The 16,164-nt window shown below is 70.3% G+C and carries 19 protein-coding genes and 1 pseudogene; 11 read left to right on the top strand and 9 right to left on the bottom strand.

The genetic code is table 11. The features are described 5' to 3' along the window. Window positions 1-20: 20 nt before the first annotated feature. On the bottom strand, window positions 21-1,109 hold the full coding sequence (locus ACH4S8_RS10835; protein ID WP_398393140.1) for an acyltransferase family protein: 1,089 nt from the start codon (window positions 1,107-1,109) through the stop codon (window positions 21-23). 640 nt (window positions 1,110-1,749) lie between these two features. Between ACH4S8_RS10835 and ACH4S8_RS10830 the strand changes: the two are divergent. Continuing rightward, window positions 1,750-1,866, top strand: a pseudogene (locus ACH4S8_RS10830) (IS5/IS1182 family transposase); the annotation flags it as partial. 13 nt (window positions 1,867-1,879) lie between these two features. On the opposite strand, the gene ACH4S8_RS10825 reads toward ACH4S8_RS10830, so the two are convergent. After that, complete coding sequence (locus tag ACH4S8_RS10825; protein WP_398392391.1) at window positions 1,880-2,104, bottom strand: hypothetical protein; 225 nt, start codon at window positions 2,102-2,104, stop codon at window positions 1,880-1,882. Window positions 2,105-2,500: 396 nt separating this feature from the next. On the opposite strand from ACH4S8_RS10825, the gene ACH4S8_RS10820 reads away from it, so the two are divergent. Then, entirely contained in the window at window positions 2,501-2,761 is a 261-nt protein-coding gene (locus ACH4S8_RS10820; protein WP_398392390.1) for a hypothetical protein, read from the top strand. A gap of 158 nt (window positions 2,762-2,919) precedes the next feature. Here the strand turns inward: ACH4S8_RS10820 and ACH4S8_RS10815 are convergent, their stop codons facing one another. Beyond that, complete coding sequence (locus ACH4S8_RS10815) at window positions 2,920-3,591, bottom strand: hypothetical protein (RefSeq protein ID WP_398392389.1); 672 nt, start codon at window positions 3,589-3,591, stop codon at window positions 2,920-2,922. Window positions 3,592-3,945: 354 nt separating this feature from the next. On the opposite strand from ACH4S8_RS10815, the gene ACH4S8_RS10810 reads away from it, so the two are divergent. From ACH4S8_RS10810 to ACH4S8_RS10800, 3 genes are read left to right on the top strand one after another with little or no spacing between them, the layout of a single operon-like run. After that, on the top strand, window positions 3,946-4,641 hold the full coding sequence (locus ACH4S8_RS10810; protein ID WP_398392388.1) for a hypothetical protein: 696 nt from the start codon (window positions 3,946-3,948) through the stop codon (window positions 4,639-4,641). Then, window positions 4,638-4,808, top strand: a complete 171-nt coding sequence (locus ACH4S8_RS10805; RefSeq protein WP_398392387.1) for a hypothetical protein — start codon at window positions 4,638-4,640, stop codon at window positions 4,806-4,808. The genes ACH4S8_RS10810 and ACH4S8_RS10805 overlap by 4 nt, the downstream gene beginning before the upstream one ends. 47 nt (window positions 4,809-4,855) lie before the next feature. Continuing rightward, window positions 4,856-5,152, top strand: coding sequence for a hypothetical protein (locus ACH4S8_RS10800; protein ID WP_398392386.1), 297 nt, complete (start codon window positions 4,856-4,858; stop codon window positions 5,150-5,152). Here ACH4S8_RS10800 and ACH4S8_RS10795 read toward each other — a convergent pair. Continuing rightward, window positions 5,147-5,479 carry a hypothetical protein gene (locus tag ACH4S8_RS10795; protein ID WP_398392385.1) on the bottom strand — a complete coding sequence of 111 codons (333 nt, stop codon included), beginning with the start codon at window positions 5,477-5,479 and terminating at the stop codon, window positions 5,147-5,149. The genes ACH4S8_RS10800 and ACH4S8_RS10795 overlap by 6 nt on opposite strands. 203 nt (window positions 5,480-5,682) lie before the next feature. On the opposite strand from ACH4S8_RS10795, the gene ACH4S8_RS10790 reads away from it, so the two are divergent. From ACH4S8_RS10790 to ACH4S8_RS10775, 4 genes are read left to right on the top strand one after another with little or no spacing between them, the layout of a single operon-like run. Then, entirely contained in the window at window positions 5,683-6,201 is a 519-nt protein-coding gene (locus ACH4S8_RS10790; protein WP_398392384.1) for a MarR family winged helix-turn-helix transcriptional regulator, read from the top strand. Further along, window positions 6,198-7,619: an MFS transporter gene (locus ACH4S8_RS10785; RefSeq protein ID WP_398392383.1), complete on the top strand. Its 1,422-nt coding sequence runs from the start codon at window positions 6,198-6,200 to the stop codon at window positions 7,617-7,619. The genes ACH4S8_RS10790 and ACH4S8_RS10785 overlap by 4 nt, the downstream gene beginning before the upstream one ends. 1 nt (window position 7,620) lies before the next feature. Then, a complete protein-coding gene (locus ACH4S8_RS10780; RefSeq protein ID WP_398392382.1) occupies window positions 7,621-8,208 on the top strand; it encodes a hydrolase in 588 nt (195 codons plus the stop codon). A 37-nt stretch (window positions 8,209-8,245) separates the two neighbouring features. Beyond that, window positions 8,246-9,151: a LysR family transcriptional regulator gene (locus ACH4S8_RS10775; protein ID WP_398392381.1), complete on the top strand. Its 906-nt coding sequence runs from the start codon at window positions 8,246-8,248 to the stop codon at window positions 9,149-9,151. Between the two features lie 18 nt (window positions 9,152-9,169). Here ACH4S8_RS10775 and ACH4S8_RS10770 read toward each other — a convergent pair whose 3' ends face one another. Both ACH4S8_RS10770 and ACH4S8_RS10765 read right to left on the bottom strand, forming a co-directional pair. Beyond that, complete coding sequence (locus tag ACH4S8_RS10770; RefSeq protein WP_398392380.1) at window positions 9,170-10,084, bottom strand: ketopantoate reductase family protein; 915 nt, start codon at window positions 10,082-10,084, stop codon at window positions 9,170-9,172. A gap of 141 nt (window positions 10,085-10,225) precedes the next feature. After that, window positions 10,226-10,999, bottom strand: coding sequence for an MBL fold metallo-hydrolase (locus ACH4S8_RS10765; protein ID WP_398392379.1), 774 nt, complete (start codon window positions 10,997-10,999; stop codon window positions 10,226-10,228). Window positions 11,000-11,100: 101 nt separating this feature from the next. On the opposite strand from ACH4S8_RS10765, the gene ACH4S8_RS10760 reads away from it, so the two are divergent. Beyond that, window positions 11,101-11,337 (top strand): DUF2277 domain-containing protein, encoded by a 237-nt coding sequence (locus tag ACH4S8_RS10760; protein ID WP_398392378.1) that lies wholly within the window; start codon window positions 11,101-11,103, stop codon window positions 11,335-11,337. A 178-nt stretch (window positions 11,338-11,515) separates the two neighbouring features. Here the strand turns inward: ACH4S8_RS10760 and ACH4S8_RS10755 are convergent, their stop codons facing one another. The 3 genes from ACH4S8_RS10755 to ACH4S8_RS10745 form a co-directional block, all read right to left on the bottom strand. Next, complete coding sequence (locus ACH4S8_RS10755; protein ID WP_398392377.1) at window positions 11,516-12,154, bottom strand: DedA family protein; 639 nt, start codon at window positions 12,152-12,154, stop codon at window positions 11,516-11,518. Window positions 12,155-12,357: 203 nt separating this feature from the next. Beyond that, a complete protein-coding gene (locus ACH4S8_RS10750; protein ID WP_398392376.1) occupies window positions 12,358-14,028 on the bottom strand; it encodes an alkaline phosphatase D family protein in 1,671 nt (556 codons plus the stop codon). A gap of 142 nt (window positions 14,029-14,170) precedes the next feature. Then, on the bottom strand, window positions 14,171-14,815 hold the full coding sequence (locus ACH4S8_RS10745; RefSeq protein ID WP_398392375.1) for an HNH endonuclease family protein: 645 nt from the start codon (window positions 14,813-14,815) through the stop codon (window positions 14,171-14,173). Window positions 14,816-15,295: 480 nt separating this feature from the next. Here ACH4S8_RS10745 and ACH4S8_RS10740 point away from each other — a divergent pair, with 480 nt between their 5' ends. After that, window positions 15,296-15,877 (top strand): TMEM165/GDT1 family protein, encoded by a 582-nt coding sequence (locus tag ACH4S8_RS10740; RefSeq protein ID WP_398392374.1) that lies wholly within the window; start codon window positions 15,296-15,298, stop codon window positions 15,875-15,877. Window positions 15,878-16,164 lie beyond the last annotated feature (287 nt).

Raw genomic sequence — 16,164 nt, 5'->3', positions numbered from 1 at the left:
TGTCCTGTGGACGCCGTGCATCAGCTCGACGCGGCCTGGCGAGCTTTGAATTCCTCGGATGGGGGGTGACTGCCACTGTTACGTGTGAAGAATTTTTTGAGTAGTGCCGCCGTCGGACGCTCGACGAATCGATGAACGGCCCACCCGGTTGCGATCATTGTCGCAATGACCGCAGGGATGAGGAACCGAGACGGAACAGACGTCTGCCAGTGCCGGATGGCCACCAGGCCGATCTCCTGGTGAACAAGATAGAGAGGGTAGGAGATTGATCCGCCAATAGAGAGGACGCGCCAGTTGAGGTTGTCGAAGTAGCCAAGTGCCACAGCCGCCATGGCAAGATAGAAGACACTTACTACAGCTACGCAGACACTCCACGATAGAGGGTGGGCTGGACGCGAAAATGATTTCACCGTGTGGACCATGCTGTGTTGCATGAGGAACCAGGAGAGTGAAATCAATACCCAGGCCTGTGGTTGGCGTGCGCCACCTCGGCGAATCACGTAAAACGCGATTCCAGCAATAAACAGCGGAGCATAGGATGGATTGAATACGGTATCGAGCAATGGAATCCCTGAACCGGGAGTCAGGACAATGCAGATCACCCATAGCCAACAGAAGGCAATTACATTGCGATACGTCAAGCCAAGCCAAGCGACGAGTGCAAAAAGCATGTAGAATCTACATTCGGACCACAGTGTCCAGTACGAATTGTCGATGGGTGTCACGCCGAGTGGCTTCTGCAGCATCGTCAGATTGGTCAGAACTTGACTGATGTTCGGCCTGGCGCCGTCGATTGCTGCTCCTGGAATCAGCATCACGACCGAGGTCAGGAATACGCAGCACCAATAGGCCGGATAGAGCCGCATCATCCGGCTTCTCAGGTAGGTGCTCAGAGTTTTTCCCCATGCCGACATGCAGATGACGAATCCACTGACCATGAAGAACATCTGCACACCGAGCCAGCAATACGCGGCGAAATGGTTGAAGTTTTGATTGGCTGTTTTTGCGCCTGGCACTCCACCACCGGCGTAGTGGTAGATCATGACGAAGACTGCCGCAGCCAGTCGCATTCCGTCAAGAAAATAGATGCGATTGCACGCCTGTCGCATCGGCGGTGCTGCGGAGTCGACCTCGCGGACGGGTAGTCGCAGAGTGGATAGAGTCATACGCGGTCTCCGGAAAACACTGACGGACGGAACGACACGTCCAGGCCACACATGAACCACATCAATTGGCGGCTAATGCTCGGATCGATGCCGCCACGGAATGCCGATCCAAAATAAAAACAAGACCCTGATCATTTTTGCGATTCTACTGCCGCAGGGCAGATTCACGTCTTGCGCCACGCTGATAGACGCTCACGCACAGGTGACAGTCAGCACGATAATCATCTGATAAGTCTTCTCTGGTGTTGCGGTGAGAAAGGGGTCGTCATGGAGCCCTTTCCAACATTGCCGCAGGGTTCGAGATCGGCATCGCGACCGTCCACCGCTCCATACGCGGGGCCGTCGAAGTGCCAGCCGCCCAGGCGCAGACCCCGGCCGGGGCAATGACGACCGTCCGGACGAAGGCGTACGTGATCCTGGACGGCACCCTCCTGCCCGTCGACCGGAACGGCAGGGCTGAAGTGCTGGGCGGACAAGGCGTACCAAGGGGCCGGCCGCCATGTCCGCTTACCTTCCGAGGCCGCCGGCTCAAGCGCTGGACGCGACGGCACAACAGCACCACGCCAAAATCCGGTGCCTCGGCGAGCAGGCCATGGCTGCCCTGAAGGGCCGGCGCCTGCTACGCAGGCTCCGCTGCAGCACCAACCGGATCACCGACATCGTGGAGGCCGTCGTCGTCCTTCACCACGCCTCAACCTGAGGCCGGAAAGGGCTCAGTGGACCAGGAAGTGCAGTCCGGCTGCCAGCAGAACGACTCCCACGATTCCGAATTGGATCCGCATGGCGGCAAAACTCGACCAGGGCGTTCCGTACCGCGTCCGCCGCGTGAACACCACGTCCGCCCAGTCCCACACCCACACGTCGACACCACGGAAGCCGCACGCCACCGCCGTGAAAGCACTGCCCGCGAGCAGTGCGAGCACTCCCCGAAAAACCAACGCCGCTCCCTCGCCCAGCCCCACGACCGGCGTCACTTCGCCCCGCAGGCGCAGGAGACGCCGACGATGACCACACGTGATCCGCCGTTCCGGCCGCTGGTCGGCTGCGGTGCAGCAGCGAAGTACGGCAACCACCCCGGTCGGCGATGTGCGTGCAGGATCTCGGCATGATCAGTATGGCCGTCGGCGATCGATCCCCACAGAGCTACGGATCGGAAGGCGTCGTGCCCCGGTCGTGCCCGATCCAGCGGGCGGCAACGGGGATTCGAACCCGCGGTGACTCGCGCCACGACGGTTTTCGTGGCCGTTGGCAGCCAGGCCCCTGCACCCGTGCTTCGTCCCGTCGGACCCAGTTCTAAGCTGACCGACAGAACCGGGAGGTACGGAGGGGGAGCCATGTCATCGTCGTTCGCGACAGTGCTCCTGCCGCTGATCGTGATCGTCGGTGGGCTCTGCCTCACGGGCACTGTTCTCGGCATCCACGCCCTGCTGCTCGGACGTCTGCCGGGCCGACGCCTCGCAAGACGGGTCCGACAGCCCAGACTCTGGGGAGTCGGCGCGGTGCTCGTCGCCTGTCTCGGGTTCGGCAGCGCCACCCTGTTCGTGATCGGGCTCGGGCTGGTCGCCCTTGGCCATACCGTCGAGCCCTCGTCCTGACCTCCCCCCACGGCCGTGCCGCAACCGTGCCGGAACGGGCGGGGAGTCAGGGGGAACCGCGGACGTCGGCGGTGCAGGCACCCCAAGCCCGTCGGATGGCTCCTGCCGTAGGTCGGTGGGCGACAGTGGCGGATCCGCCCAGGGGTCGGGTCTCGGGTTCAGGTCTCGTCCACCCGGCCGTTCAGATGGAACAGGAGCCACTCGAGCCAGTCCGGCGTGACGCCGAGAGACGATGCCCAGTCGTTCACGGAACTGACGTAGACGGCGTATCGGGTGGGCCAATGGCGGGTGCCGGCCGCCTTCCGGCTGGACCACCCGAGGGCGTTCAGCGAACGGAAGACCCGGTCGTCGAGGATCAGGGCCCGGTCACACGCGGCTTCACGGTCGTCCACGGCCGCGAACCACTTGGTGAAGAAGGACCGCCCCACTCCCTTGAGGACGAACTGCCGGTAGGCCCCGCTCAAGTCTCCGCCCCGGACCGCTTCACGCGTGGTCCGGAGGACCGTGGGCATGCGCGGGTCGGACAGGGCCGCTTCGGTGTACCGCGGCCCGCGTCCGTTGGTGGTGCCCGAGCCCCAGATCATCACAGCCACGAACAGGTCACGCAGGCCGTCGGGGTCACCGCCGGCGCGGTCACGGAGACGGGCCAAGTCGTCGCGCTCGACGAGACGGTCACAGCCCGACCCGCTCGCGGATTCGACGCCGATATCGAGGACGTGCGCAGCCCCGTGCGGCACCAACCGCGGGCGCCATGTCCCCGGACGGAAGCGCACGGGCTTCTGTACGTGGTCGCCGTAGCGGACGACGAGCCTCTGAAGCTGCTCCACCATGTTCCCCCCGGGCCATGACGGCGGCGTGCCGTGGGCCGCAGCGTAGGGGAAGCCGACCGTGAACGCAGGTGAACGGCCTCGCCCCTCGAGCGGTGCTTCACATCCGGCGGATGAGATCATCCGTGGATGACGGCCGCACGGCTTCCCCCGGGATGGTCCCTCCAGCAGATCCGTGACGTGTCCGGGGACCGAGAAGCCGTCGCCCCGGATCCGAACCGGGCGGTGGCGTGGGTCGGCGGCGACCCCGAAGCTCCGGAAGAGGCGCTGCACAGCCCTGGCGGGACCGGGTCGCCGGAGGGCGCTCGGCAACGACCGGTCCGGCCTCTTCGGGCCTGGTACTCCAAGGACTCACTCTTGATCCACCACCGGACGACGACCCTGGTTCTGGCGCTCTCGGCACTGATGCTCTCGGCGTGCGCCACGGGCTCACCCGCGCGAACGAAGACCGGCCGGCAGGTGGTTCACGACCGGCTGGCCGCAGCCGACGACACCCCCTGCTCGGCCGCGATCGACGCCGTCACGCAGTCCGGGACGAGACGACTGCAGCACGTGACCGGACGGGTCAACCTCAACGCGCCCTTCACCGGGCGCACGACCGACGAGACCGAGCAGTACACCGAGGACGTCGTGATCACCCGTCAGAAGGTGTACCGGCGGGCAACCGGCTCACACGGTGTGTGGCAGGAGTTCCCCGCGTCGGTGGCCAAGGGCGGCATTCCCGTGGACCGGCTTCCCCAGTACGTGGAGCTCATCCTCGAGCACGGAGGATCGGTGCACCGGGGGAGCGAACCAGTCCGTGTGTCGGGCCGCCTCACTCCGAAGGAGATCGAATCGGTCGACAGGACCAGCGGGCGCAACCTGCGCCCCGCCACCGCGATCGACGCCGACGTATGGATCGACGAGGAGGGCCGGATCGTACGCGTACGCCAGGACGTCCGCTTCACGTCCGACCCCGGTTTCCGAAGCACGCTCACGCTGACCGACTTCGAGAGCGCCGTTCCGGTGAGCGCGCCGCCCGCGGTACACAGTCCGGGCGAGGAGGGCCGGTGACTCAAGAAGGCTCGGTGCAGGGCCGGTTGCGGAGAATCGCGAGCGGCAGCCTGTGGGGGACGCTCGCGACGCTCCTGATGATCGCCCTGGTGACGCTGCTCGTCCTCCAGGGCGTCCTGGCCCTGCTGTTGCCGCTCCTTGTCCTCCACGGCACCATCGACCACTGACCGGGCGCCGGTGGCCGGCGGACGGGACGGCCGGGTGGTCCTTCGCGGTGGGTGCCGAACTCGCCGGTGTGGCCCCGGTCCTCATCCTGCTCGGCGGGGTGCTCGGAATCCTCGGTGGGCGCGCGAAGCGACGCGGCACCACGGACGTCGAGGAGTACGGCACCACGGACGTCGAGGAGTACGGCACCACGGACGTCGAGGAGTACGGCGCCGGGATGCCGTGGCGTACGACGCCGGGGACCGCGGCCCCGTTCCCGGCACCGACCACCCCTGACGGCACGAACGCGCCCGGGCCGCAACGAGCCGTACTCGGCAGCGCCGACCCGTCCCGCGCCGCCTCATGACGACGTGTCACGTGTGTGCTTCAGCCGCATCCGGGCGTCGACCTTGTCCGGAGGGGGGACCTCCGACCAGAAGCGGTGTCCGGAGACGAACACCGTGAGCTCGCGCTCGCGCCGGCGGAGCTTTTCGACCTCGGCCTGTTCGTCGTCGGTCCAGCCGGGGGAGGCGGGGCGTTCCACCTTGCGCCAGCCGCCGGTGTCACTGAAGCCGTCCAGCGGCTCCACCGACCAGGGGAGTCGTTTCAGCAGGGCCAGCAGCTCGGCCCGGACCTGATGCAGCTCCTCCTGACCGGCGAGGAGGTCACTTGGAAAGTCATAGGTCGCAGCCACGCGGCAATGCTACGCCTGTTCGATTTTGTGGTGCGAGCTCCTTCAGGGACTTCACGCGAACGAGTGTTCCGAACATGTGTTCCATGAAAATGGGGGGAATGAGGCGGGTGAAACGGGTGGGGCCGGCGAGTCGAGGAGATTGGACAGGTTGAACTGCGCAGTTCGAACTGGACAGTTTGGGCTGGGCGTTTTACCGTGACGGTATGGATCAGAGCGGCGACCGGCCGAACGACGTGGGCGTCTCGGATTCCGCGGCGCGTGCCGCGCAGGATCTGCGCGTCGCGTTCAGCCTGCTCCGGCGGCGGATCCGCGAGGTGTCCGAGACGCCGGACCGGGCCCAGGCCCAGGGGGAGACCCGGGGGCAGGCGCTGGGGCGGACACAGGACCTCACGCCCTCGCAGATCTCGGCACTCACCCTGGTGAGCAAGAGCGGGGCCGCCACGGCCAGCGCCCTGGCGGCGGCCGAAGGCGTGCGCCCGCAGTCGATGGCCGCCACGCTCGCGACCCTCGACCAGTACGGACTCATCCAGCGCAACCCCGACCCCGGAGACGGCCGGCGTCAGCTGGTCACGCTCACGGACGCCGGGCGCGAGCGCGTCGAAGGCACCCGGCAGGCCCGCTCGGAGTGGCTCGCCCGAGCCTTCGAGGAACGCTGCACCGAGGACGAGCGGCAGACCGTCATCGCGGCGATGGCGCTGCTGGAACGGCTCACCCGGTCGTGATACCCGCCCTCCGGGGCCGGCTCCGGCACCGGCTCACCCCCGCACGGCACCGGCCGCCCGACCGCTTCGACCGCCGGCTGATCACCCCGATGGTCCTCGGGTCCGTACTGAACCCGGTCAACTCCTCCATGATCGCGGTGGCGCTGGTGCCGATCGGCAGAGCGCTCGGGGCGTCCCCGGCGGAGACCGCGTGGCTCGTCTCCGGGCTCTATCTCGCCACCGCGGTGGGGCAGCCCGTCATCGGCCGGCTCGTCGACCTGTACGGCCCCCGCCGCCTCTACCTCGCCGGTACGGCCCTGGTGGGCGTCGCCGGACTGCTCGGCGCCCTCGCTCCGAACCTCGGCGCGCTCGTCGCCGCCCGGGTGCTGCTCGGATTCGGCACCTCGGCCGCGTACCCCGCCGCGATGCATCTGACCCGGAGCGAGGCCGAACGAACCGGGCGGAGCAGCCCGGCCGGCGTCCTGACCGCGCTCGCCGTCTCCGCCCAGACCGTCGCCGTGGTCGGACCCACCCTCGGCGGCCTGTTCATCGGCGTGGGCGGCTGGCGCACCATCTTCCTCGTCAACGTGCCGCTGTCCCTGGCCTGTCTGGTCCTCGGAGCCCTGCGGCTGCCGAAGGCCACCGAGCCGACGGCCCACCCGGACCACGCGACGCCCGGCGTCGATCTCGCCGGCATGGCGCTGTTCGCCGCACTGCTCGTCTCGCTGATGCTGTTCCTGATGAGGCCGCGCGCCGCCGACTGGTGGCTGCCGGTGCTCGCGCTCGTCGCCGGTGCCGCCTTCGCGCGGCGGGAACTGCGGGTTCCGGCCCCGTTCATCGACCTGCGGGTGCTCGGCGGCAACGGACCGATGCTCGCCACCTTCCTGCGCCAGTTCCTCGGTTACGCCACCGCGTACGCCTTCCTCTACGGGTTCACGCAGTGGATGGAGGAGGGGCGTGGGCTGCGCGCGGCCGGCGCCGGGCTGGTCCTGCTGCCGTTGTCCCTGAGCGGACTCGTCGTCTCCGCGATCACCGGGCGGCGGGATGCCGTCCGCGCCAAGCTCGTGGTCGGCAGCCTCGTCCAGATCGCCGGGTGTACGGCGCTGCTGACGATGAACTCCACCAGCGCGATCTGGCTCCTGGCCGCCGTCGGCGCACTCATGGGCGTGCCGCAGGGACTCAATGGCCTGGCCAATCAGAATGCCCTCTACCGGCAGGCCGACCCCGCCCGGATCGGCTCGGCGGCCGGGCTGCTGCGCACGTTCATGTACCTCGGCGCGATGGCCGCCTCCGCCGCCGACGCCGCCTTCTTCACCCACGGCGCCGACACCGGCGGCCTGCACCATCTCGCCCTCTTCATGCTCGCCGGGGCCGTACTGCTCCTGGCCGTGACCCTCATCGACCGATCCCTTCGCGAACCCACCCCCCGAAAGGCCTGACATGGCAGTCACCACGCTCGATCCCCGCACCGCGCTCGTCGTCATCGACCTGCAGCACGGCATCGTCGGCAACCCGGGCCTCGCCCCGTACGCCGCCGCCGACGTCGTGGAGCGCTCCGTCCGGCTCGCCGACGCCTTCCGCGGCCACGGCCTCCCGGTCGTCCTCGTCCGGGTCACCGCCGCCGCCGACGGCGCCGACGCCACCCCCGGCCGGATCGACGGCCCGAGCCGCGCCCGCTCCTTCCCGGAGGGCTGGGACGTCATCGTCGACGACCTCGCCGGACACCCCGGGGACATCACCGTGACCAAGCGGAACTGGGGCGCCTTCTACGGCACCGACCTCGACCTGCAGCTGCGCCGCCGCGGGATCACCCAGATCGTGCTGACCGGCATCGCCACCAGCATCGGTGTGGAGTCCTCGGCACGCGCCGCCCACGAACACGGCTACCACGTCACCCTCGCCACCGACGCCATGTCCGACCTCGACCCCGAGACGCACCGCAACAGCGTCGAGCGGATCTTCCCCCGCCTCGGCGAGACCGGCACGACCGAGGAGATCCTCGAGCTGCTCGACAAGACCCGGGTCTGACCGCCCAACTCCGGCGGCCCGTGGGTACCTTGGGGCCGTGACCCTGGATGATCTTCGTGTGTTCGTCGCCGTCTGCCGGGCCGGGAGCCTGAGCGCCGTCGCCCGGGAACTGGGCTGCACGCAGTCGGCGGTGAGCCAGCACGTACGCCGGCTCGAACGCGAGGTCGGACTCGGGCTCGTCGAGCGGCAGGCCCGCGGTGTGGTGCCCACCCACGCCGGGCGCGTCCTCGAACAGGCCGCGGCCGACGGCATCGCCGGACTCGACCTCGCGCTGCGCCGGCTCGACGAGCTGGTGCGCGGGGACGCCGGTACGGTACGGGTCGCCACCGGCGGCACCACCGTGCGGCACTTCATGGCCGAGGCCGTGGTCGAGTTCCGGGGGCGGTACCCCGAGGTGAGCCTGGAGTTCCGGACCGAGAACTCCAGCCGGGGCTGCTTCGACGCGCTCGCCGACCACGGACTCGACCTCGCCTGGGTCACCCTCGGCCCTCCTGTGCGCGGCATCGAGCAGCGGGCCGTCGTCGAACTCCCCTGGGTGCTCGCCGTGCACGCCGACCACGAACTCGCCGGCCGGGAGAGGATCGAGGCGGAGGAACTGGCCGGACTGCGGATCGTGGGACTGCCCGAGCGGTCCACCTCCCGTGCTCATCTCGACTCCGCCTACCGGGAGTTGGGGATACCGGCGAGCGACTCCGACACCAGCGTCGCCGACTGGGACACCGCGATCCTGCTCGCCGAACTCGGCCTCGGCCACGCCGTCGTCCCCGCCCTGCCCGGTCTGCCCGGCCCCGGCCACCCCGGCCTGCGCTTCCTCCCCGTACCGGCCCTGCCGCCCCTCGCGGTCGGCTGGGCCGTGCGCCGGTGGGACGCCCTGTCGCCCGCGGCGCACGCCTTCGCCGACACCGTGGCCCGGCACCGCTCGGGCGCCCGCCCGGCCCCGTAGACCCGGACGCCCCGACCGTCAGTCGTCCGCGCCGGCGACCGGAGTCAACTGCCGGACCAGTTCGCCCGCCACCGGCACCGGAACCCCGGTCCGCTCCGCCGCGCGCAGCAACGCGCCGCCGATCGCGTCGAGTTCGAGCGTCCGGCCCGCCTCGGCGTCCCGCTGCATGGAGGACTTGGTGGCCGCGGGGAAGGCGTCGTAGCGGGCGAGGGCGGTCGCCGGATCGACGGGGGCCCCGCACGCACGGCCCACCGCCGCCGTCTCCTCGACCAGAGCGGCCAACTCCTCGCGGTGCAGCGTGCGTACGTCACCCACCGGGACTTCGTGCCGCGTCGTCAGCAGCGCGAACGGCGCCAGGAACGACATCTTCGCCCAGAGCGCCGCCGACTCGCCGTCCTGGACCCGGGCGCGCACTCCGGCCCACTCCAGAGCCCCGGCGAGCGCCTCGACCCGCGCCCGTGGCGCCGTCTCGGCGGTCAGGTCGACCTCGGCGAACGGGCTGCCGTGCTCGATCACTCCCGGAGCGACCCGCGTCGACTCCACGCGGATCACCGCGGGGGCCACCTGCTCGGAGCGGTAGCGCTCGCGCAGCAGCGCCGGGTGCTCGACTCCGTTCAGGAACGGGACGACCAGACCCTCCTCGCCCAGGGCCTTCGCCGGGAGGCGGTCCAGCGCGGCGTCCAGGGCCGTCGCCTTGACCGCGATCACGCACACGTCGGCCGGTTCGCGCAGTTCGGTGTCCGCCTCGACCCGCGCCGTGAAGTCGCCGAAGTGGCCGCTGCGCACCTCGACGCCGTCCGCGGCCAGCTTGCGCACGGTCTCGTCCCCGGCGAGGCAGATGACCCGGTGGCCGGCCCGGGACAGGAGCGCCGCGAGCAGTCCGCCGACCCCTCCCGGCCCCAGCACGGCCACCGTCAGCGCGTCGTTCGCCATAGTTCCTCGCTTCTCTCCGCGGGACCCCGGAACGGGCCCCCGAGATGGTCACAAGCCGCGGTCGCCCGAGTCAATCCTCGGAGAATCTTGCCGAACTCCAAGCAATCACTGGGGTATTGGGGGACGGGGCCGTGGGCGCGGCTACGGCACCCGTACCGAAGCCCCGGGATCGAGCAGCCGCAGCCGGTCCGCGAGCCCGGCCCGCTCGAACGCCGCCGTCAGGGTCGAGCCGTCCTGGGTGAAGTGGCCCCAGTGCTCGAAGTGCAGCGGGACCACCCGGACGGCGCCGAGGATCTCCGCCGCCCGCGCCGCGTCCTCGCTGGTCAGGGTGAGCGGGGCGTCCGGCACCAGCGGGGTGCGTGCCGCGCCCGCGAACAGCACGGCCACGTCGAAGGGGCCCTGGCGGTCCGCGATCTCCCGTACGACGTCCAGGGACGCGTTGTCACCGCTCACGTACACCTTGGGCAGCCCCTCCCCGGACAGCACGAAGCCGGTCACCTCTCCCACGAGAGGCAGCGAGCCGTCGGGGCCGTGCTGCGCCGGGACGGCGGTCACCCGCAGCGTCCCGCCGTCCGGACGTGCCAGCTCGACGGACTCCCAGGAGCCGAGGGCCCGCACCGGCGCGCCGATCCGCTCGTACGCCGATGCCGTCGACAGGGTCACCGGGGCGTCCTGGAGACACCCGCGCCCGGACGCGTCCAGGTTGTCGGGGTGCTGGTCGTGCGAGAGCAGGACGGCGTCGACCGGTCCGAGCTTCTCGGCCGGGAGCGCGGGGCCGGCGGTCTTCACCAGCTTCCGCGCGCCGACGGGGTACTCGCCGGGAGCGTCGAAGGTCGGATCGGTCAGCAGCCGCAGGCCGCCGATCGCGATGACGGCGGTGGGGCCGCCGACGTAAGTGATCTCCACTGAGGTCATGTTCTGATCAATCCGCGGAACCGGCGGCGCTATTCCCGGCCGTGGCGGCCCCGTTTCGCGAGCGGTGACCACGACGGCGCCGGACGCGCGAGACTGGACCCATGTGCCGCAGCATCAAGACACTTCGCCCGCCCACGATCCCCGAGGAAGCGACCGAGGAGGAGATCCGCGCCGCCGCCCTGCAGTACGTCCGCAAGGTCTCCGGGTTCCGCGCCCCGGCCGCCCACAACCGTGAGGTCTTCGACCGCGCCGTCGAGGCGGTCGCGGCGGCCACGGCCGAGTTGCTGGACGACCTGGAGGTACGCGGGGCGCGGCCCGCCGCGCCGGTCGGCGCGTAGCGAGCCCGCGGCGCCGAGAGCGGCCCGCGGCCCTGCGGGGCCCGCGGCCGGGGCCCTGCGTGCCTTTACGCCCGTGCGCATGGTGTCGGGGCGCTCGTGCGCCGACGCACCCGTATGCCCGTACGCGTGGGGGGCTTGTGTGCCCGTCCCCCCGCGTCCTCTTGGCTATGGCTATGGCTCAGGCGCCGGTTTCCGGCTCCCGTACCGCGGGCCGGCGCACGAGGTAGGCCGCGCCCGCCCCCGCGATGAACAGGGCTCCGACCGAGACGCCCGTCGCGAGCCAGGTGGCGCCCAGCCACTGGCCGCCGAAGTAGCCGAGGGCCACGCTGTAGCCGGCCCACGCGAGCCCGGCGAGGACCGACCAGGGCAGGAACTCGCGGACCCGGCGGTGCGCGGCGCCCGCGCCGAGCGAGACGACCGAGCGGCCGGCCGGTGCGAAACGGGCGACGACCACGAGCAGGCCGCGGGCGCCGCCGCCGCGCGCCAGGACCTCGCCGAGACGTTCCTGCGCCCGGGTCAGACGGCGGGACCGGGCGATGGCGCGATCCAGACGGTCGCCGCCGCGCCAGGCCAGGCGGTACGCCACCAGGTCGCCGAGGACCGAGGCCGTGGCCGCGCACAGGGTGAGCACCAGGATGTCGGGTACGGAGTGGGGGACGGCGCCGGTCGCCGTGGCGGAACCGGCCGCGGCCGTCGCCGCCGTGATCACCAGGACGCCGCTCGGCAGGACAGGAAGGAACACATCAAGAACGATGGACACGGCGATCACCGCGTAGATCCATGGGCTGCCCGTCAGCGACCCCAGACTCTCCAGCACCGAAACTCTCCCCCGACCGCCCCGCCCCGTGAGCCCGACGCGCCGCTCCTCGCGGGAGTGGCGTGGCGGCCTGTGACAGCCATACAGCGTACGCCGCGAATGGGGCAGAAGATCCTCCGGGGACGCATGTGTCGGTCACATCACGTTGACGGGCCCGCACGCTGCGGTAGGCCGTAAGGCCTCGACAGCGGTGAGGAATGGGTCTATTCCGGGGTGATCCGGGACTCCGTCACGGTGGTCAGCCGGGCGCCTCCCGCCGCACGGTCTGCCTCGCCGCTCCGTGTCCGCCGCGCCTGTTCGAGGCGCAGCGAGGCCGAACGGCCTTGCAGGGTAAGGGTCATGAGCTGATTGCCGAACCAAGGGCCGCCGGATTTGCGCCAGTCGACCGGTGGCCGTGGGCAACGGCCGTGCCGGGAGAGGAGATTGCCGAGCAGTCGCGCGGGGCGGCTCCAGCCGAAGCGGAAGCCGAGCCGGACCGTGAGCGGGATCGAGTTGTGGACGGGGGAGCAGGTCAGCTGGAGAACCCGGGCGGAGGGCTGCCGGGCGGGGTCGGCCCAGACCGGATCGGCGGTATAGGCGTGGTGCACGTCTCCGGACAGCACGCACACGGTCGCCGGCGCGTACTCGCCCGAGCCGGCCTCGGCGATCAGGTCGGCCAGTTCCCCGAACGACTTCGGGAACGCCGCCCAGTGCTCCAGGTCGGCCGCGCGGCGCAGCCGCTCGCCGAACCGTGCCCAGCGTCCGCCCCGCTCGCCCCGGCACAGGGCGGCGTCCCACGTCTCCGTGTGATGGATCAGCGGGGGCAGCAGCCAGGGCAGTGACGTGCCGATCAGGAGGTGGTCCCGGGAGTCCGGCGCCTGAAGGGCCTGTTCGCGCAGCCAGGCCGCCTCGCCGGGGTCGAGCATCGCGCGGTGTTCCTCGTCCAGGACGCGGGCCGCGCGGGTGTCGAGCATCAGGACCCGGGTCCGGCCGAAGTCGCGGCGGTAGCTCCAGCGGACCGAGGCCGGGTCGGCGTCGGCCTGGGCGGCGAAGGCGCGCAGCACGTCCGTGCCGTCGGGGGTCTCGCGTACGGCCGCGTACAGCAGGTCCGCGGCGAGTTCGGCGGGGGAGAGGTTGCCGAGGTGCTGGTGGACCCAGTACGACATCAGACCGCTCAGCACCCGCTCGCGCCACCACGGGGTCGCCCGGATCTCCGTGAGCCAGGCGGCGCTGGTGTTCCAGTCGTCGACGATGTCGTGGTCGTCGAAGATCATGCAACTGGGCACGGTCGACAGCAGCCAGCGGATCTCCGGGTCGAGCCAGGATTCGTAGTAGAGGCGGGTGTACTCCTCGTAGTCCGCGACCTGGCGGCCCGGGGGGTCCGCGAGGCCCCTTCGTGCCGCGATCCACGCGCGGGTCGCCGCGGAGACCTCGTCGGCGTACACCTGGTCGCCCAACAGCAGCAGTACGTCCGGGCGTTCGCCGTCCGGGGCCGAGGCGATCCGGGCGGCGAGGGTGTCCAGGGCGTCGGGACCGACCGGGTCCTTCTCGTCCGCGGGCGGTGAGGCCCAGCGGCAGGAACCGAAGGTGACGCGAACGGCGGTGTCGTCGCCCGCGGGGGTGCGGATCGCCGAGGGGGGAAAGGGTGAGCCGGGCAGCGGCCACACGGCCGCGCCGTCCAGCAGGATCTCGTACGCGGTGACCGTGCCCGGTGTCAGTCCGCTCACCGGCACCAGTGCGTAGTGGTGGCCCGCGATCTGGAAGGTGCGGGCCGCTCCGCGGGCGCCGTCCGCGCAGAGCACCTCGGCGGTGCACGGGCGGCTCGCCTCGACCCAGAAGGTCGCCGACGAGCCGTCCACGTACCTCAGCAGCGGTCCCAGACGCAGTTCGGCCATGGTGGTCCCCCTCCTCCGTCGCCCCGTACGGTACGGAACGACGGAGGCTCCCGGGGAGGTTCCGGACACCGCGGGAACATCGTGGGGGACGGTGTCCGGAACCCGGACGGCCGCGGCCGCCGGTCTGTGCGGGACGAACGGGTCAGCAGCCGCTCAGGACCGAGGTCAGCTTGGTCTTCTCCGCGGAGTCGACCTTGAGGTTGTAGTAGTACTTCACCTGCACCCAGGCGCGGGCGTACGTGCAGGCGTACGAGCTGAGCGGGGGCATCCACTCGGCCGGGTCCTTGTCGCCCTTGGACTGGTTGACGTTGTCGGTGACGGCGAGCAGCTGCGGGCGCGTCACGTCGTTGGCGAAGGCCTGGCGCTGGGCCGTGGTCCAGGCGCTGGCCCCGGAGTCCCACGCCTCGGCGAGCGGCACGAGGTGGTCGATGTCGACGTCGGAGGCGGCGGTCCAGGTGGCGCCGTCGTAGACGGAGTACCAGCTGCCGCCGGTGGCCACGCAGGCGGAGTCGGTGGTGACGCCCGAGCCGTCGCGCTTGAGGATGTACTCACGGGTGTTGCAGGTGCCGCTGATCGTGATCCAGGTGGGGAACAGGTCACGGGAGTAGCCGGTGCGGTTCTCCGTCGCGACGGTGAGGGACGCGAGGTAGGTACGGGCGGTGGCCGCGCTGACCGGGGTGGGGAGGGCGGCGGAGGCGGCCGGGCCGTTGAAAACACCGGCCAGGGCTATCAGTCCGGTGAAGGCCGCGAGTATGCTCAGCCGTCGACGCGCGTAGACCTTTGGCATGCGAACTCCCTTGATGTGTGGGGGTGTTGGAGTGCGGGCGAACGAATGCTCGCGGTGTCGTGTAGCCGTGAGGTAAGTGCGCGGTTAGAAAATAGTGACGCGTTCATGACATGACAAGGTTCACGGCGAAACTTTCTCCGGGCCGCGGATCTCCGGGCCGCGGGACCTTCGGCCCTGAGGGGCGCCTCGCGGGTCGCGTACTATGGACGGCGCAGAAGGGGAGTAGCTCTTCGCCGGACCGTCGACATACTGCTCAGCTCGTCTGAGCCGGCGCCCGGAGGCAGACCTCGGTCACGAGGCCGGCCAGCGAGACCTTCGGCAAGCAGTGCACTTGCCCTGCCGGGCCTTTCCGGTGTGGGCGCTTGTGCCCGCGCCTCCCGGCGTGGGTGTTGCTGTGTGCTGCCGTGCCGAGGTGTCGCGCAGTCACAGCACGCGCAGTCGCAACACTCTCGGCGGGGCAGCCCGACCGATTGAGGAACTTTGATCAGCTTCAGCGTGATGGCGCTCGTCTTCGGTGTCGTCTTCCTTGCCGAGTTGCCGGACAAGACCGCGCTCGCCGGACTCGTCCTCGGCACGCGCTACCGCGCCTCCTACGTCTTCGCCGGTGTCGCCGCCGCGTTCGCCCTCCATGTGGCGCTCGCCGTCGCGGCGGGCAGCGTGCTGACGCTGCTGCCGCAGCAGATCGTGCACGCCGTCACCGGCGTGCTGTTCCTCGGCGGTGCCGCGGTGCTGCTGATGAAGAAGGACGAGGACGAGGAGGAGATCCGCAAGCCCGAGAACCAGACCTTCTGGAAGGTCTCCGGGGCGGGCTTCATGCTCATCCTCGTCGCCGAGTTCGGCGACCTCACGCAGATCATGACGGCGAACCTCGCCGCGCGGTACGACGACCCGCTGTCGGTGGGGCTCGGTGCGGTGCTGGGGCTGTGGGCCGTCGCGGGGCTGGGGATCGTGGGCGGCAAGGCGCTGATGAAGCGGGTGCCGCTGTCGTTGATCACCAAGGTGGCGGCTGTGCTGATGATGGGGCTGGGGGTCTGGAGCCTGTACGAGGCGGTGGCCGGGTAGTCGCTGCGCCGGCTTGACCGGGGTCTTGTCTGTGTCTGTGCCTGTGTTCGCCTCTGGTGTGCGCGGGTGCGGTTCGGGTCCGGTGGGTGGGGCGGGGCCGTGTGTCGGCGCTCGTGCTGGCGTCACCGGGGCCAGGTCGGTGGGCGGGTCGGGGCCGTGCCGGTGCATCAGCCCGTCGCTGTTGGGTGAGGTGTGGTCGTCGGTGGCGACGGGCATCGATGTACCGGCACGGCCCCACCCCCGCCGACCCCGCGGCGGGGAAGTCCTGGTGGGCGGCCGACCAAGCC

This window comes from Streptomyces sp. NPDC021080 (genome assembly GCF_044333225.1).
In the GTDB taxonomy this organism is placed as follows: domain Bacteria; phylum Actinomycetota; class Actinomycetes; order Streptomycetales; family Streptomycetaceae; genus Streptomyces.
The sequence above is the reverse complement of the archived record's forward strand: the minus strand, read 5'-3'. Positions and strand labels throughout refer to the sequence as shown.